This window comes from Haemophilus sp. SZY H56, from assembly GCF_054332415.1.
Genome location: NZ_JBTGNX010000006.1, coordinates 82,465 through 98,163, shown reverse-complemented (window position 1 = coordinate 98,163; position 15,699 = coordinate 82,465). Strand labels below are relative to the sequence as shown.

The following is a 15,699-nucleotide window of genomic DNA, read 5'->3' as shown; positions in this document are numbered from 1 at the left end:
AGCCAATGATGCAATTTAGCATTTCAAGAGAAAACCTATTAAAACCCTTACAGCAAGTTTGTGGCGTATTGAGCAATCGTCCGAATATTCCTGTATTAAATAACGTGTTATTACAAATTGAAGATAACCGTTTAACGATTACAGGGACAGACCTTGAAGTTGAGCTTTCTAGCTATACTCAACTTTCGTCTTCAACCGCTGATGGCGCGTTCACTATTCCGGCTAAAAAATTCTTAGATATTTGCCGTACATTATCAGATGAATTTGAAATTACAGTTACCTTTGAAGAAGATCGCGCCATTGTAGAATCGGGTCGCAGTAAATTTAATCTCACTACGCTGCCCGCTGAAGAATATCCAAATCTAACGGATTGGCAATCTGAAGTGGATTTTGCCTTACCGCAAAGCACCTTACGTCGCTTAATTGAAGCCACCCAATTTTCAATGGCAAACCAGGATGCTCGCTATTTCTTAAACGGCATGAAATTTGAAACGGAAGGTAATTTATTACGTACTGTTGCAACTGACGGTCACCGTCTTGCCGTTTGTACGATCGAATTAGATCAAGATCTGCAAACTCATTCCGTTATTCTCCCTCGTAAAGGTGTATTAGAACTGAATCGCCTATTAGAAAGCAGTGATGAACTTGCTCGTTTGCAAATCGGCACGAATAATCTTCGTATTCACTTAAACCACATTGTGTTTACCTCAAAACTTATTGATGGCCGCTTCCCGGATTACCGTCGAGTATTACCACGTAATGCAACGCGTATCGTAGAAGGTAACTGGGAAACCTTAAAACAAGCCTTTGTACGGGCTTCTATCCTTTCAAATGAACGTGTACGTAGCGTGCGTTTAAACTTAAGTGAAAACCAACTTAAAATTACCGCATCTAACCCAGAACACGAAGTGGCAGAAGAAATCGTGGATGTGAATTATCAAGGTGAAGAAATGGAAGTGGGCTTTAATGTGACTTACATTTTGGATGTATTGAACGCCTTAAAATGCCAACAAGTACGTATTCGCCTCACGGATGCGTCATCAAGCTGCTTAATTGAAAACAGCGAAGATGCAAGCGCTGAATACGTCATTATGCCAATGCGCCTCTAAGAATAATGGCCATTTCTCGCTTAATTGTTGAAAAATTTAGAAATTTAAATGCCGTGGATCTTGAATTTGATCACGGCTTTAACTTTTTAGTCGGCAACAACGGCAGCGGAAAAACGAGCTTATTAGAAGCCATTTTTTATCTCGGGCATGGACGCTCTTTCAAAAGTGCGGTCGCAAATCGCATCATTTCTTACGACGAACCTCATTTCACGCTTTTTGGCCAAATTCAAGAAAGCCAACATCAATGGTCTGTTGGCTTACAAAAACTTCGTCAAGGTAATACCATCGCAAAAATAAACGGTGAAGACGGCAATAAAATTGCCGATCTCGCTCACCTTTTACCCATGCAATTAATTACGCCTGAAGGACTTACCTTATTAAATGGCGGCCCTAGTTTTCGACGTGCATTTTTAGATTGGGGCTTATTCCACCACCATAACAGTTTTCATTCCTCTTGGGTTGCATTAAACCGCTTATTAAAACAGCGAAATGCCGCATTAAGTCAAAATCAGCCTTATTCTGCGATTAAAATTTGGGATATTGAATTAGCCAAATTAGCCCACCAAGTGAGTGATTGGCGTGCTGAATATGCAGAAGCCTTACGTCCAGAAATTGAAAAAACCTGCCAGTTATTTTTACCTGAATTAGAAATTACTGTTAGCTTTCATCAAGGCTGGGAGAAAGCGACAGAATATGGTGAATTATTGGCGCAAAACTTTGAGCGAGACAAAGCCATTGGTTATACAGTTTCAGGCCCACAAAAAGCGGATTTCCGCTTTAAAGCCAATGGACTACCTGTAGAAGATGTGCTCTCTCGTGGTCAATTAAAATTATTGATGTGTGCGCTACGTTTAGCGCAAGGTGAACATTTAATGATTCAAAAACAGCGTCATTGCATCTTTTTAATTGATGACTTTGCCTCTGAGTTGGATCAACATAAACGCGCCCTGCTTGCGGAACGCTTGCAACAAAGTGGTTCTCAAGTTTTCGTAACCGCTATTACTCAAGGGCAACTCAAAGAGATGCAAGTGGGAAAAGGAAAATTGTTCCAAGTAGATACTGGTAAGATCGCCGAACTACAGTCATAAAAAATAATCCGATCTGTTTGAAGATCGGATTACGTTTAAAACAATACTATTTTTGACCGCACTTTAGTTTGGTTTCCACTCACCATTCAATACGGTACCAATCACGTCATAATCTTTTGTGAATACCGCCAAGTTTGCGACTTTTCCTGCTTCAACAGAGCCTAAACGATCATCTACGCCGATTGCTCTTGCTGGGTAAAGGTTACTCATGCGAATCGCTTCTGCTAATGGCATTTCTACATACTCTACAGCATTCTTAATAGATTCCATCATGGTAATTGATGCACCTGCAATCGTACCATTTGCATCATAGCAACGACCGTCTTTCACATAAATCGGTTTTCCTACAAAGGTGAAGGTTTCCAATTCAGGTGGTGCACCTGCAGCAGCAAGAGAATCAGTCACAATACAAAGCTTGTCACCTTTCGCTTTTTTATCTAAGCGAACGTTACCAAAATTCACATGCACACCATCTACAATAATGCCTGTGTAAACATCGGAATCTAGCACTGCACCAACTACGCCCATTGCACGTCCTGAACTGATCGGCGACATGGCATTGTGTAAGTGAGTCGCAAAAGTTGCCCCTTTATGAAAAGCGTCTTTCGCCACTTCATAAGTCGCATTAGAATGCCCAATAGACACAATAATGCCTGCTTTTACAAAATCCGGAATATATTGCACCGTTGGGTTTTCAGCGGCAATGGTAAGCTTGGTAATAACATCAGCATTATCACATAAGAAATCCTTCATCTCTGGCGTCGCTTCACGGATATATTCCGGGCGATGCACGCCTTTTTTCTCAAGACTTAAATAAGGGCCTTCGATGTGTAAACCAAGCGCTTGATTTTTATGCTTATTCAAATACTCACGCATAATGTTTACTGCCAGTTTGATATCTTCATCTGGTGCAGTAATAAACGTTGGTAAGAAACTGGTGCAGCCTGATTTCAAGTTAGTGGCTTGCATGATTTCTAATGTTTCCACGCTTGTTTGATCGTTAAACATCACGCCGCCACAGCCATTTAATTGCAAATCAATAAAGCCTGCTGTGAGATTATGCCCTTTTAAATCAATGGTTTTAATCCCACTTTCTAATTCGCTTTGTGGAATAACGGATTGAATATATTCCCCTTCAATAACCACCGCATAATCTCTTAACACCTCATTTTTGGTGTAGATTACGCTGTTAATTAACGCATACTTCATCATACCTTCCTAAAATCAAATTAAAATTAACCGCACTTATAATACACTATGAATCGCGCGACCTTCCAATTCGGTAAAATATTTCACTGTTTTCACTTTTAATTCTTGCAGAGCAGGCTCATCACATACCAAAACGAAATGACGATGAAGCTGTAAAGCACTCACTGTCCAAAGGTGATTAATACTACCCTCAACTGCAGCTTGTACAGCTAAGGCTTTATTATGACCCGTTGCTAAAATCATCACTTCTTCTGCATCAAGTAATGTACCCACGCCGATTGTTAAAGCATATTTGGGCACTTGATTTACATCGTTATTAAAGAAACGAGAATTAGCAATAATGGTATCAGGTGTTAAAGTTTTAATACGGGTACGCGAACTTAAAGAAGACGCAGGTTCGTTAAAGGCAATATGTCCATCAACACCTACGCCGCCCATAAATAAATGAATCTTGCCGTAAGATTTAATTTTTTCTTCATAACGACGACATTCTTCATCATGGTCATCGGTGTTACCATTCAAAATATTGATATTTTGCGGTTGAATATCAATATGGTTGAAGAAATTATTATGCATAAAACTGTGATAGCTTTCGGGATGTTCTTTTGGTAAACCCACATATTCATCCATATTAAAGGTCACCACATGTTTAAAACTCACTTCTCCTGCTTGATTTAATTTAATCAATTCTTGATAGGTCTTAAGTGGTGTACTGCCTGTTGGTAAACCTAATACAAAAGGACGTTCTGCGGTAGGTTTAAAATGATTAATTCGATCAGCAATATGACGCGCCGCCCAACGGCTGACTTGTTGTTCATTGTTCAGAGGAATGAGACGCATAATAACCTTCCTTATCAGTACCACACTGACATTCTTTCCGCCCCGCTATAGAAGGAAGAAAGAAGTAAGTGCGGTCACTTTTCCATTAATTTATAAATATTTTGCTTTTAACTCTTTCGCTTTCGCTAATTGCTCTGGTGTTGCTTTCGCTGTCATTGGCTCACGGCAATAACCTGCATCCACACCCTCTAGTTTCAATAACTCTTTGATAGTGAGATATAAGCCATTCGCTAAAATGCCCTCAATAAGATCATTGGTCACGTGTTGAACTTGAAGCGCATCAGCCAATTTACCTTGTTTGGTTAATTCAAAGATTTGTCTTGCACGGACACCGTTTACGTTGAATGTACTACCGATCGCACCATCTACACCTAGAGAGACTGCAGGTACCATCATTTCATCAAAACCAGCCCAAATTAAGTGATTTGGATAAGCTTTTTTCAAGCGTTCTAATAGATAGAAATCCCCAGCGGTAAATTTCACACCTAGCACTTTCGGGTTTTTATAAAGTTCGCCGAATTGCTCAATCCCCATATTCACGCCAGTTAAGAACGGAATTGAGTACACGATCATGTTATTGCCTGTTTCAGCAATGATCGTGTCATAGTAATGTTTGATTTCAGGGAAGCTAAATTTATAGTAGAACGGGGTTACTGCAGAAAGACTGTCATAGCCTAATTCCGTTGCATATTTACCTAATTCCACTGCTTCATGTAAGTTCACACTACCCACTTGTGCGATTAGCGCGACTTGGTCTTTTGCTTCATCTTTCGCGATACGGAAAATTTGTTTTTTCTCTTCCGTAGAAAGCATGAAGTTTTCACCTGTTGAACCGCCTACATATAAACCATCAATTTTCATCTTATCAATGTTATAGCGAATGATTTCACGCAAACCTTTTTCATTGATAGAGCCATCTTCATTGAATGATACTAATAACGCACTAAAAATACCTTTTAAGTTACGCATTTTTCTCTCCTATTTGATACGTTGTTCTAAAATGACATTTAATGTTTTTTGCTTTATTTTGACCGCACTTTCCTGCGATGCCTGTACTAATAAAGCGTAAATCAAATCTAATACGAATAATTGGGCAATCTTCGTGCCGATAGAATCGCCTTGCAACTTACCTTGCTTATTCCCATTCACTAAAACAAGATCAGCATATTCAGTGATGGGGGAACGCAAACTGTGCGTAATCGCAATGGTTTTGGCGCCATTTTCTTTCGCAATTTTCATGGTATGAGTGGTTTCTTGCGAATAACCGGAATGGCTCAAACCAATTGCGACATCCTTTTTCGTCAATAACGATGCCTGCATATACATAAAATGATTATTACCCGTCGCATCCACTTGCACACCGATACGCATCAGTTTATTTTTGGCATCTTCCGCAGTAATACCGGATGTACCCACACCAAATAAGAAAACACGATTCGCTTGTTGAATGGATTTTACTGCCTCTTCCAACTGCTCAAAATCCAACAAATTAATGGTTTCATCCATCACGTTATTGATGGCAGATTTCAGCTTATGCGCAATATTCAATGAGTTGTCAGAATCGGTAATATCGGAATCTAATACGGTGTTATCTTTGCCATCTTTTGTGGCTAGCTCGATGGATAATTCCAATTTAAAATCACTGAAACCTTTAAAGCCGAGAGTACGGCAAAAACGTACAAAGGTCGCCTCCCCCACTTCTAAATGGGCGGCAATTTCAGCTAAAGGCGCTTGCACCGCAAGATCGGGATTCAATAAAATCGCATCCGCAATTTTCTTTTCTGTTTTCGTTAAACTACGATATAACGAGCTGATGATATTTAAAATATTGCCGTTTTTAGCCATAAACCACTCCCGTATTTTTGGCTTGTAATAAGCAATCTTTTACCCAGTAAGCCGCGCCAATCAAGCCCGCATCTTGTCCAAATTGAGCACGTTCTAATTCACAATGATAAACAGCAGGAAGTTCACTTAATAAAGCTTGAACTAACGGTAAATAACCTTCTGCCAACCCTACGCTACCGCCAACCACGACTTTTTGCATGTCTAATCCAATCTTCAAATCCGCAATTAAATTCGCAATAGCTTGAGCTGAACGAGTCACAAGTGCGGTTGCTTTTTCATCATTTTGACGGAAACGCGCAAAAACTTCTTTAGGATCGCAAGGCTCATCCCATTGAGAAGAAACTGCTTCAATCGCGCGACCGGATGCAATAGCTTCAACACAACCGCGGCGGCCACAACCACAAACAGGGCCATTAGGATCGGCCAAAGTATGCCCTATATGCCCCGCAATGCCGTTTGGCTCAGTAAGTAAACGATGATTTAAAATTAAACCGCCCCCTACGCCTGTTGAAACCGTAATAAAGGCAAAGTTTTGAACATCATTAGGGTTTTGTAATTGATATTCTGCATAGGCTGCAGCTTGCACATCATTAAGCAAACCAATCGGTTTATCGGTATGTTGTGCAATACTGTCTTTTAATGGGAATTGAGCCAATCCACCCAAATTTTTAGGGTTAAGTGCGGTCAGAACGCCTTGATTAATAATGCCCGTTGAAGCAACGGCGACATAATCAAACTGCCCTTCATATTCTTTTAGTAACTGAGCAAGGATTTGATGCATGGCTTGAGCGGCATCATCCTGTGGCGTAGAAATCTGTTTTCGCTGCTGAATTTCACCATTTTTCACTATAGCAGAAGCGATTTTCGTGCCACCAATATCTAATGCCAAACAACGCTGTAATGTCTGACCACTATCCACTGTTAATGACATATCTTCTTCCTTTATTTTTTGGCTGAATGAATGGCTTCGGTGAACCAACTTACGATATGCTCTAAGCGAGTTAATGCAGAACCAACTGTCACACAATAAGCACCAATTTCAATGGCCGTTTTCGCCAACTCAGGGGTGTTATAACGTCCTTCCGCCATGACTCGACAGCCTGCCGCTTTCAAATCTTTAACTAATTGATAATCAGGCTCCTCTGGCACTGTACCACCTGTGTAGCCAGACATCGTACTGCCCACAATATCAAAACCCAGTTTTTGACAGTACAAGCCTTCTTCTAAATTCGAACAATCTGCCATGGCTAAACAGCCTAATTCGTGGATTTTTTTGACCGCACTTTCAATATCTACTGGTCTAGGACGATTTGTCCCATCCACGGCGATAATGTCTGCACCGGCTTTCGCTAAATCTTCAATATCATGCAAAAATGGGGTAATTCGCACTGGACTGTCAGGTAAATCTCGTTTCACAATACCAATAATCGGCACATTCACAGTAGGGCGTGTTGCTTTAAGATTTTCTATACCCTCTATACGTAATCCGGCAGCGCCACCAGCAACAGAAGCCTGTGCCATGGCCGCCACGATTTCTGGTTTATCCATCGGGCCATCATCAACTGGTTGACAAGACGCAATAAGACCAAATTTAATTTTATCTAAGACTTCATTATGTGATAATTTCGACATATAAACTCCTATTCTAAGCACGGATACCTGGTTTCCTTTTAGTTGAGTCTCATTATAGTAGATGTTACACCATAAAAAAATATTTTTTGAAGTATAATTTCAAAATTTGTGATCGGCTTCTCAAATTTGAGATAAAGTAACAACATCTATACAAAATATTTTTTTTTACTTTAGAATATGAAGTAATACTTCATTACTATAAATAGGAGAAAAAAATGAATGTGTTAGGTTATGCGCAAAAAATTGGGCAGGCCTTAATGGTACCTGTTGCGGTCTTACCAGCAGCGGCTGTACTGATGGGTATTGGTTATTGGCTTGACCCTGATGGCTGGGGCGCTAACAGTCAACTTGCTGCATTTTTAATTAAATCAGGTGGTGCTATCATCGATAACATGGGTCTGCTTTTTGCCGTTGGCGTTGCTTTCGGTTTATCTAAGGACAAACATGGTTCTGCTGCACTTTCAGGTTTAGTGGGTTACTATGTGGTAACCACTCTACTTTCACCTGGTAGTGTTGCTCAGCTACAACATATCGATGTAAGTGAAGTGCCCGCCGCTTTCGGGAAAATCAATAACCAATTTATTGGGATTTTGATCGGGGTGATTTCAGCTGAACTTTATAACCGCTTCTATCAAGTAGAATTGCCAAAAGCGCTTTCCTTCTTCAGCGGAAAACGCCTTGTGCCAATCGTCGTTTCTTTTGTCATGATGTTAATTAGCTTCGTACTGCTTTACATCTGGCCATATATTTTCGGCGGTTTAGTATCATTCGGTGAAAATATTAAAGATTTAGGCGCTGTTGGTGCAGGTCTTTACGGTTTCTTCAACCGTTTACTCATTCCTGTTGGCTTACACCATGCATTAAACTCGGTATTCTGGTTTGACGTGGCTGGCATCAATGACATTCCAAACTTCTTAGGTGGTGCGAAATCACTTGCTGAAGGCACTGCAACAGTTGGTGTAACCGGTATGTATCAAGCCGGTTTCTTCCCTGTTATGATGTTCGGTTTACCGGGTGCCGCATTAGCGATTTATCTCAGCGCTAAACCAAGCCAAAGAACAAAAGTGGCATCAATCATGCTTGCAGGGGCATTTGCCTCATTCTTTACTGGTATCACCGAGCCATTAGAATTCTCTTTCATGTTTGTTGCGCCAGTGCTTTACTTCATCCATGCAGTATTAACCGGTATTTCTGTCTTTATCGCCGCAACAATGCATTGGATCGCAGGCTTCGGTTTCAGTGCAGGTCTCGTGGATATGGTGCTTTCATCACGCAACCCGTTAGCCGTTGAATGGTATATGCTAATCGTACAAGGCTTAGTATTCTTCGTGATTTACTATGCAGTATTCCGTTTTGCAATTAAAGCGTTCAACTTAAAAACATTAGGTCGTGCAGAAGAAGCAGAAGAAACCCCTGCAGCACAACCAGCAGCAAGCCAATCTCGTGAAGAAAGAGCGGTCAAATTTATTGATGCTTTAGGTGGAGCTGATAACTTCAAAAATATTGATGCTTGTATCACTCGCTTACGTTTAAGCTTAGTGGACCAACACAAAATTAATGAAGAACAGCTTAAGTCTCTTGGTGCAAAAGGTATCGTGAAAATCGGTAACGATGGCTTACAAGTGGTTCTCGGCCCTGAAGCTGAACTTGTGGCAGAAGCCATGAAACAAAAAGTGAAATAACACACCAAATAAAATACCGTCTCAGAAATGGGTCGGTATTTTTTTGCGAAAAATAAAGTAAAAAATGACCGCACTTTAGCTGAGAATTTCTCGTTTAAAGTAAGTTAATGAATGTTTGAAAATTGAAGATTGTTTTGAAGGGTGGTGGAACTAAGCAGAATTGGTCTTAACAGCAAGTGGCTTACTGTATCGCATCCCTGCGGGATTTCTACCTAGCCCACCATAGATTTAAAGCATCTCTGGGGTTCCAGTCTGCGATATAAAATTAAAAGATTAAGAATCTTTTAAAAGAAGCCACTTATATATTCAGGAGACTAATCCTGACTTCCAAACAAACCACGTTGGAAGGTAGTATTATAATAGAAGTCTTCCGCTATTTTGTCAATTAAGATATTGCACTAAAAGAAGTATTTTTTCGCTTTTCGTATAAAAATTAACAAAGGCATTTCAACTATCACATCAATGTAACAAAAACAAAATAACCGTCTTATTAAAGACGGTTATTTTTTCTATCGAGTGCCATAAACCACAATGGTTTTGCCGTGCGCATGAATTAGATTTTGATCTTCCAGCATCTTAATTATTCGCCCTACGGTTTCACGAGAACAACCCACCATTTGACCGATTTCCTGGCGCGTGATTTTAATCTGCATACCATCCGGATGAGTCATGGCTTCAGGCTGTTTTGCTAGATGCATAAGCGCCTGAGCAATACGCCCTGCCACATCCAAAAAGGCCAAGTTAGTCACTTGTCGAGAGGTATTTTGCAAGCGTTTTGATAACTGAGAAGTAAGAAACATTAAAATCTCAGGATTAATTTGAATAAGCTGACGATATTTTTTATAGGAAATTTCCGCAATTTCACAAGGCGTTTTGGTTTTCACCCAAGCAGAACGTTTCGATCCCTCATCAAATAAACCTGCTTCACCAAAAAATTGCCCAGCCCCCAAATAAGATAAAATCATTTCTTTGCCTTCGTCATCTTTTGATGACACCATTACTGTTCCTTTAATTAAGAAATACAGAATATTGGCATCTTCCCCAGCATGAATTAAAGTCGACTTTGCTGGATATTTATGTAAATGGCAATGTGTTAGGAACCAATCAAGCGCAGGATCGCGTTGCTGCTCATCATCCTGAGGCTTTTGTTCTTCAAGTAATTCTACATCTTCTGACATATAAGCTCCTATTGATTCATTTTAGAAATTCCATTTTATCTTTGATATCAATGGATTCATGTAATTCTGACCAAACAATCACTGCACTTCCATTGTGAATTTTGTTTAGTAGGTGTTGTTTTTTTTGTTCTAAAGAAAATTCGTGTGAACCATAATCAGTCCCTTCTCTAAGCACCACACTTTCCACAATATTTTCTAAGGTTTCTGTTGGCAATTCTTGCCACGGAATAATCATATATTTATCAACTAAAGTCAATTAAGCAAAAAGCGGTTCAAGAAAACGCCATTGCTGTTCAAAACTTTGATTGGCGCCTAAACGGAAGTTTGTGCGGACATAACGCATAAACTGCCCTTCACAAAGCGTGACTAAATGCGCAGCAATGACTCGTTCATCAACATTAAAGCTACGACCTTCACGTAATTTTCGCATTTGTAGAATATTCACCAATTGCATTTCAAGACGATCGAAAAATTGCGCAACACGAGCCTGCAAAAGAGGCGCTTCAAACATCAAGGCATGCCCTGTCAAAATACGGGTTAAACCAGGATTTTTACGCGCAAAGTCGAGGATCATCTGCATAATATCACGCACTCGATTCATCGTATTGGTTTCATGACGAATTGATGTGGTGATACGGCTAAATAAATTCGCTTCAATATTATCGATCAACGCTTCAAACATTTTGGTTTTGCTTGGGAAATACCGGTAAAGTGCCGCTTCTGACACCCCTACTTCTTTCGCTAAACGTGCTGTTGTCATACGTTCCATTCCCCGTTCAGAATGCAGCATATGCGTCAGCACCGTCAACACTTGTTGCCGACGTTCTTTTACCGTGCGTTTTTCGATTTTTGGCGGTTTGATTTCCGCTGCTACCTCATCTACTTCTACGAGAGATAATTGTTCTACCATAGTTTATTTTTTACCTGAATGACCAAAACCGCCTTCACCACGCTCAGTTTCGGCAAATTCGCTGACAATATTGAATTCAGCTTGTACGACTGGCACAAAAACTAACTGTGCAATGCGGTCACCAACTTCAATTTTGAACGGTTCATGACCACGATTCCATACAGACACCATTAATGGGCCTTGATAATCTGAATCAATTAAGCCCACTAAGTTACCTAATACGATACCGTGTTTATGACCTAAACCTGAACGAGGCAGAATCACGGCTGCAAGGTTCGGATCGGCAATATAAATTGAAAGGCCTGTTGGAATAAGTTTGGTTTCGCCTGGTTGAATTTCAATGCCCTCTTCAAGCAATGCTCGCAAATCCAAACCAGCTGAACCTTCGGTTGCATAGGTTGGTAAAGGAAATTCGTTGCCAATACGACTATCTAAAATTTTTACATCAATTTTTTTCATGCCTATTTATCCTTTAAAAGAAATCTGTCATACAAAAGTGCGGTCACCAAATCCAACGAATTTTGAACGTATTTTATTTGTGATAATGCTCAACAATTTCAGTGACCAACACGTCTGCCAATTTATTTTTATCAGCTAACGGCAACGCTTTTTCGCCTGTTTTCCAAAAGATCTGCAAAGCATTTTGCTCTTGTCCGAATACTTGCCCACCCGATACATCATTGGCACAAATCATATCTAAATTTTTGCGTTGAAGTTTGCTCTTCGCATATTCAGCGACATTTTGCGTTTCAGCTGCAAAGCCCACTACAAATGGACGATCTTTTTCTAAACTTGCCACAGTGGCGATAATGTCTGGATTTTTCACCAATTTAAGAGAAAACTCATCGTTATCATTGGTTTTCTTAATTTTTTGATCTGCAACTTCCGCTACTCGATAATCTGCTACCGCAGCACAGCCAATAAAGATACGATTTTTGACCGCACTTTCAAGGGAGGCTTGCCACATTTCATGGGCGGTTGTCACATCAATACGATGAACATTTTTCGGTGTAGCCAGATTAACAGGCCCCGCAATTAAGGTGACATTTGCCCCACGTTTTGCAAAAGCCTCAGCAATTGCAAAACCCATTTTGCCTGAGCTGTGGTTAGAAATATAACGAACAGGATCGATAGCTTCACGCGTCGGGCCTGCCGTAATAGTGACACTTAAATCAGCTAAATCCTGCTGAACAGCAAAAAGTGATTGAAGCGACTCAAAAATTTCAGCAGGTTCAGACATTCTACCCGCTCCCACATCACCGCAAGCCTGAAAGCCACTATTTGGCCCAACAAAATGAATGCCTCGCGCAGAAAGAGCGGTCAAATTTTGTTGTGTAATTGCCTGTCGGTACATCTGTTGATTCATAGCTGGTCCGAGCAAAATAGGTGCACTTGTCGCAAGACAAATCGTGCTAAGTAAATCATTTGCCATTCCAACGGTTAAACGCGCAATAAAATCGGCACTAGCTGGCGCAATTACAATCGCATCAGCCCATTTGGCCAGCTCAATATGCCCCATGGCTAATTCAGCTTGAGGATCAAGTAAAGATTGAGAAACTGCATTGCCAGAAATGGCTTGTAGCGTTAAAGGTGTGACAAATTCAGCGGCAGCGGGTGTTAAAGTCACTCGAACTTCTACGTTAGATTTGCGTAATAAACGAATAAACTCAATGGTTTTATAGGCGGCGATGCCTCCTGTAATTCCGACAACAATACGCTTTCCGCTCAAGCTCATTTGCTACTCCGCTACGACTTAATAGAATGGATATGTTTTTTTGTGTGTTAGTACTTAACAACTTAAGGTCGCCTATTTTACTTCAAATTTCGCCAATAAAAAATTTTATTTTTGCGATCTCGATTTCAAAAATAAAACTGACTTCTCGCCAAGATTGAAAACATCATGAAAATTGACCGCACTTTTTTCTTTTCATTAATTAATATGCAGACAAACTCTCCTTTAATGCCTCGTGAAAAATTATTGAAATACGGCGTTGAGGCCCTAGAAGATCACGAATTACTTGCTATTTTTCTACGAACAGGGATTAAAGGTTGCCCTGTCATGGCATTATCACATAACGTGCTGCAACATTTTGGCTCCCTTCGAGCCTTATTAAGTGCAGATAAAGAAGCCTTTTGCAAAGTAAAAGGATTAGGCATTACGCAATTTGTTCAACTGCAAGCCACCACCGAAATGACAAAGCGTTATCTGAAACAAGAATTACTGATAGAGCATGTATTTAGCGACACATCTACAGTAAAGCTTTATCTTCAAGCAGAGCTTCACCACGAAGAACGTGAAATTTTTATGGTGTTATTTTTAGATAATCAACATCGTTTGATTAAAAAAGAGCGGTTATTTTTAGGCACAATTAATGTGACGAATGTTTATCCTCGTGAAATCATCAAAGAAAGTCTTTACTGCAATGCAGCTGCCTTAATTTTAGCCCACAATCATCCTTCTGGTATCGCAGAACCCAGTTATTCCGACAAACTGATTACACAAAAAATTATCGAAGCCGCCGAGTTAATAGATATTCGTATTTTGGACCATTTTATTGTCGGCAAAGGGACTTGTTATTCTTTTGCAGAACATAATCTGTTATAGTTTTAGGGAATTTGATGATTTTTTATCATTTATTTCTATTTAAAGACGGAAAAATCGCTTTTAGACTTGAGAAATAAAAATAAAGTCAGTATAATTTGCGACCTTTAATATAGTAAGTGGGTCGGATACTGCGACCTGACGAGGAAGCAAGCTTAGTTTTAAGCTTTATTATCCGAACCATAAGCTCGAGCTTATATTTAAATTATTGGAGATTATTATGTCTAGAGTTTGTCAAGTAACAGGCAAGCGTCCAGCTGTGGGTAACAACCGCTCACACGCAATGAATGCGACACGTCGTCGTTTTCTTCCAAACCTTCACACTCACCGTTTCTGGGTTGAAAGTGAAAACCGTTTCGTAACCTTACGTTTAACGGCGAAAGGTATGCGTATTATTGATAAAAAAGGCATTGATGCAGTGTTAGCTGAAATCCGTGCTCGTGGCGAAAAAATCTAAGGAGCTAAAACATGGCAGCTAAAGGCGCTCGTGAGAAAATCCGTTTAGTTTCTACTGCAGAGACCGGTCACTTCTACACAACTGATAAAAACAAACGTAATATGCCTGAAAAAATGGAAATCAAAAAATTTGATCCAGTAGTGCGTAAACACGTTATCTATAAAGAAGCAAAAATCAAATAATTTTGCTGATTTGAAAAAAGCCCGACATTGTTCGGGTTTTTTTATACCACAAATTCATTATCGAGATTATCTATGCCTGAACTTCCTGAAGTTGAAACAGCCCTGCGTGGTGTCAGCCCCTATTTGAAAGGTTTTATTATTGAAAAAATTGTAGTGCGCCAACCTCAATTACGCTGGGTGGTTTCTCCTGAATTAACAACGCTTAAAAACGTCAAAATTTTAGATACCTCTCGTCGTGCGAAATATCTCATTATTCATACTGAAAAAGGTTATATCATTGGTCATTTAGGCATGTCTGGCTCTGTTCGAATCGTGCCGCACAATAGCCCTATTGATAAACACGATCACCTTGATATTGTAATGAATAATGGCAAATTACTGCGTTATAACGACCCGAGACGCTTCGGTGCATGGTTATGGACTGAAAACTTAGATGACTTTCATCTTTTCCTAAAACTTGGTCCTGAACCACTTTCTGATGAATTTAATGCGGAATACCTTTTTAAAAAATCACGCAAGAAATCGACCGCACTTAAAACTTTTTTAATGGATAATGCTGTCGTCGTGGGCGTAGGAAATATTTATGCCAATGAAACGCTCTTTTTATGTGGTTTGCACCCAATGAAACTAGCCGAAAACCTCACGCGAAAACAATGCGTCTTAATCGTTGAAACGATTAAAAACGTATTAGCGAAAGCCATTATACAAGGTGGTACAACATTAAAAGATTTCTTACAACCCGATGGTCGTCCAGGTTATTTTGCGCAGGAATTGCTAGTTTATGGAAACAAAGGTAAACCTTGTCCTAAATGCGGCACTAAGATTGAAAGTATGATTATTGGGCAACGCAATAGCTTTTATTGCCCTCATTGTCAGAAAAAGAAATAGCTGTATAAAACTATATTTTTATGGCATAAATTAAATAATAAAAGGCATGGAATCCATGCCTTTTATTATTTTTACAT

Annotated in this window: 18 protein-coding genes; 7 read left to right on the top strand and 11 right to left on the bottom strand. The window is 39.8% G+C overall.

Translation table 11 applies throughout. The features are described from left to right. Positions 1-8: 8 nt before the first annotated feature. Positions 9-1,109 carry a DNA polymerase III subunit beta gene (gene dnaN / locus ACXVWP_RS06135; RefSeq protein WP_014064018.1) on the top strand — a complete coding sequence of 367 codons (1,101 nt, stop codon included), beginning with the start codon at positions 9-11 and terminating at the stop codon, positions 1,107-1,109. A 5-nt stretch (positions 1,110-1,114) separates the two neighbouring features. Beyond that, positions 1,115-2,197 carry a DNA replication/repair protein RecF gene (gene recF, locus ACXVWP_RS06130; RefSeq protein WP_070590556.1) on the top strand — a complete coding sequence of 361 codons (1,083 nt, stop codon included), beginning with the start codon at positions 1,115-1,117 and terminating at the stop codon, positions 2,195-2,197. Between the two features lie 63 nt (positions 2,198-2,260). Here the strand turns inward: recF and nagA are convergent, their stop codons facing one another. The 6 genes from nagA to ACXVWP_RS06100 all read right to left on the bottom strand — a co-directional run bounded on the left by nagA (position 2,261) and on the right by ACXVWP_RS06100 (position 7,723). Beyond that, on the bottom strand, positions 2,261-3,406 hold the full coding sequence (nagA, locus tag ACXVWP_RS06125) for an N-acetylglucosamine-6-phosphate deacetylase (RefSeq protein ID WP_289901509.1): 1,146 nt from the start codon (positions 3,404-3,406) through the stop codon (positions 2,261-2,263). A gap of 36 nt (positions 3,407-3,442) precedes the next feature. Beyond that, the gene (gene nagB / locus ACXVWP_RS06120) at positions 3,443-4,246 is read right to left on the bottom strand and encodes a glucosamine-6-phosphate deaminase (protein WP_197546925.1); all 804 of its coding nucleotides are present in this window, start codon (positions 4,244-4,246) and stop codon (positions 3,443-3,445) included. A 90-nt stretch (positions 4,247-4,336) separates the two neighbouring features. Then, a complete protein-coding gene (nanA, locus tag ACXVWP_RS06115; RefSeq protein WP_049367080.1) occupies positions 4,337-5,215 on the bottom strand; it encodes an N-acetylneuraminate lyase in 879 nt (292 codons plus the stop codon). A 9-nt stretch (positions 5,216-5,224) separates the two neighbouring features. Beyond that, on the bottom strand, positions 5,225-6,091 hold the full coding sequence (locus ACXVWP_RS06110; RefSeq protein ID WP_289901416.1) for a MurR/RpiR family transcriptional regulator: 867 nt from the start codon (positions 6,089-6,091) through the stop codon (positions 5,225-5,227). Further along, positions 6,084-7,022: an N-acetylmannosamine kinase gene (locus tag ACXVWP_RS06105; protein WP_289901417.1), complete on the bottom strand. Its 939-nt coding sequence runs from the start codon at positions 7,020-7,022 to the stop codon at positions 6,084-6,086. The genes ACXVWP_RS06110 and ACXVWP_RS06105 overlap by 8 nt, the downstream gene beginning before the upstream one ends. Before the next feature lie 11 nt (positions 7,023-7,033). Next, on the bottom strand, positions 7,034-7,723 hold the full coding sequence (locus ACXVWP_RS06100) for an N-acetylmannosamine-6-phosphate 2-epimerase (RefSeq protein WP_070590546.1): 690 nt from the start codon (positions 7,721-7,723) through the stop codon (positions 7,034-7,036). A gap of 215 nt (positions 7,724-7,938) precedes the next feature. Between ACXVWP_RS06100 and nagE the strand changes: the two genes are divergently transcribed. After that, entirely contained in the window at positions 7,939-9,405 is a 1,467-nt protein-coding gene (nagE, locus tag ACXVWP_RS06095) for an N-acetylglucosamine-specific PTS transporter subunit IIBC (RefSeq protein WP_128787006.1), read from the top strand. A 509-nt stretch (positions 9,406-9,914) separates the two neighbouring features. On the opposite strand, the gene crp is transcribed toward nagE, so the two are convergent. From crp to coaBC, 5 genes are all read right to left on the bottom strand, one after another. Continuing rightward, on the bottom strand, positions 9,915-10,583 hold the full coding sequence (gene crp / locus ACXVWP_RS06090; protein ID WP_049357048.1) for a cAMP-activated global transcriptional regulator CRP: 669 nt from the start codon (positions 10,581-10,583) through the stop codon (positions 9,915-9,917). A gap of 16 nt (positions 10,584-10,599) precedes the next feature. After that, positions 10,600-10,818: a YheU family protein gene (locus ACXVWP_RS06085; RefSeq protein WP_005695554.1), complete on the bottom strand. Its 219-nt coding sequence runs from the start codon at positions 10,816-10,818 to the stop codon at positions 10,600-10,602. A 21-nt stretch (positions 10,819-10,839) separates the two neighbouring features. Then, positions 10,840-11,493 (bottom strand): nucleoid occlusion factor SlmA, encoded by a 654-nt coding sequence (gene slmA / locus ACXVWP_RS06080; RefSeq protein ID WP_049357050.1) that lies wholly within the window; start codon positions 11,491-11,493, stop codon positions 10,840-10,842. Between the two features lie 3 nt (positions 11,494-11,496). After that, a complete protein-coding gene (gene dut / locus ACXVWP_RS06075; RefSeq protein ID WP_049357052.1) occupies positions 11,497-11,952 on the bottom strand; it encodes a dUTP diphosphatase in 456 nt (151 codons plus the stop codon). 73 nt (positions 11,953-12,025) lie between these two features. Then, a complete protein-coding gene (gene coaBC, locus ACXVWP_RS06070) occupies positions 12,026-13,228 on the bottom strand; it encodes a bifunctional phosphopantothenoylcysteine decarboxylase/phosphopantothenate--cysteine ligase CoaBC (RefSeq protein WP_289901419.1) in 1,203 nt (400 codons plus the stop codon). 204 nt (positions 13,229-13,432) lie between these two features. Between coaBC and radC the strand changes: the two genes are divergently transcribed. From radC to mutM, 4 genes are all read left to right on the top strand, one after another. Beyond that, complete coding sequence (gene radC / locus ACXVWP_RS06065) at positions 13,433-14,098, top strand: RadC family protein (RefSeq protein ID WP_289901510.1); 666 nt, start codon at positions 13,433-13,435, stop codon at positions 14,096-14,098. 217 nt (positions 14,099-14,315) lie between these two features. Then, complete coding sequence (gene rpmB, locus ACXVWP_RS06060; RefSeq protein ID WP_005542826.1) at positions 14,316-14,552, top strand: 50S ribosomal protein L28; 237 nt, start codon at positions 14,316-14,318, stop codon at positions 14,550-14,552. Between the two features lie 11 nt (positions 14,553-14,563). Further along, positions 14,564-14,734, top strand: a complete 171-nt coding sequence (rpmG, locus tag ACXVWP_RS06055; RefSeq protein ID WP_005613503.1) for a 50S ribosomal protein L33 — start codon at positions 14,564-14,566, stop codon at positions 14,732-14,734. A 72-nt stretch (positions 14,735-14,806) separates the two neighbouring features. Continuing rightward, positions 14,807-15,622, top strand: coding sequence for a DNA-formamidopyrimidine glycosylase (mutM, locus tag ACXVWP_RS06050; RefSeq protein WP_289901420.1), 816 nt, complete (start codon positions 14,807-14,809; stop codon positions 15,620-15,622). Positions 15,623-15,699 lie beyond the last annotated feature (77 nt).

Bases quoted from the DNA above. Each gene is read 5' to 3' on its own strand.
- dnaN (WP_014064018.1), top strand. From the start codon at position 9: ATGCAATTTAGCATTTCAAGAGAAAACCTATTAAAACCCTTACAGCAA.
- recF (WP_070590556.1), top strand. From the start codon at position 1,115: ATGGCCATTTCTCGCTTAATTGTTGAAAAATTTAGAAATTTAAATGCC.
- nagA (WP_289901509.1), bottom strand. From the start codon at position 3,406: ATGAAGTATGCGTTAATTAACAGCGTAATCTACACCAAAAATGAGGTG.
- nagB (WP_197546925.1), bottom strand. From the start codon at position 4,246: ATGCGTCTCATTCCTCTGAACAATGAACAACAAGTCAGCCGTTGGGCG.
- nanA (WP_049367080.1), bottom strand. From the start codon at position 5,215: ATGCGTAACTTAAAAGGTATTTTTAGTGCGTTATTAGTATCATTCAAT.
- ACXVWP_RS06110 (WP_289901416.1), bottom strand. From the start codon at position 6,091: ATGGCTAAAAACGGCAATATTTTAAATATCATCAGCTCGTTATATCGT.
- ACXVWP_RS06105 (WP_289901417.1), bottom strand. From the start codon at position 7,022: ATGTCATTAACAGTGGATAGTGGTCAGACATTACAGCGTTGTTTGGCA.
- ACXVWP_RS06100 (WP_070590546.1), bottom strand. From the start codon at position 7,723: ATGTCGAAATTATCACATAATGAAGTCTTAGATAAAATTAAATTTGGT.
- nagE (WP_128787006.1), top strand. From the start codon at position 7,939: ATGAATGTGTTAGGTTATGCGCAAAAAATTGGGCAGGCCTTAATGGTA.
- crp (WP_049357048.1), bottom strand. From the start codon at position 10,583: ATGTCAGAAGATGTAGAATTACTTGAAGAACAAAAGCCTCAGGATGAT.
- ACXVWP_RS06085 (WP_005695554.1), bottom strand. From the start codon at position 10,818: ATGATTATTCCGTGGCAAGAATTGCCAACAGAAACCTTAGAAAATATT.
- slmA (WP_049357050.1), bottom strand. From the start codon at position 11,493: ATGGTAGAACAATTATCTCTCGTAGAAGTAGATGAGGTAGCAGCGGAA.
- dut (WP_049357052.1), bottom strand. From the start codon at position 11,952: ATGAAAAAAATTGATGTAAAAATTTTAGATAGTCGTATTGGCAACGAA.
- coaBC (WP_289901419.1), bottom strand. From the start codon at position 13,228: ATGAGCTTGAGCGGAAAGCGTATTGTTGTCGGAATTACAGGAGGCATC.
- radC (WP_289901510.1), top strand. From the start codon at position 13,433: ATGCAGACAAACTCTCCTTTAATGCCTCGTGAAAAATTATTGAAATAC.
- rpmB (WP_005542826.1), top strand. From the start codon at position 14,316: ATGTCTAGAGTTTGTCAAGTAACAGGCAAGCGTCCAGCTGTGGGTAAC.
- rpmG (WP_005613503.1), top strand. From the start codon at position 14,564: ATGGCAGCTAAAGGCGCTCGTGAGAAAATCCGTTTAGTTTCTACTGCA.
- mutM (WP_289901420.1), top strand. From the start codon at position 14,807: ATGCCTGAACTTCCTGAAGTTGAAACAGCCCTGCGTGGTGTCAGCCCC.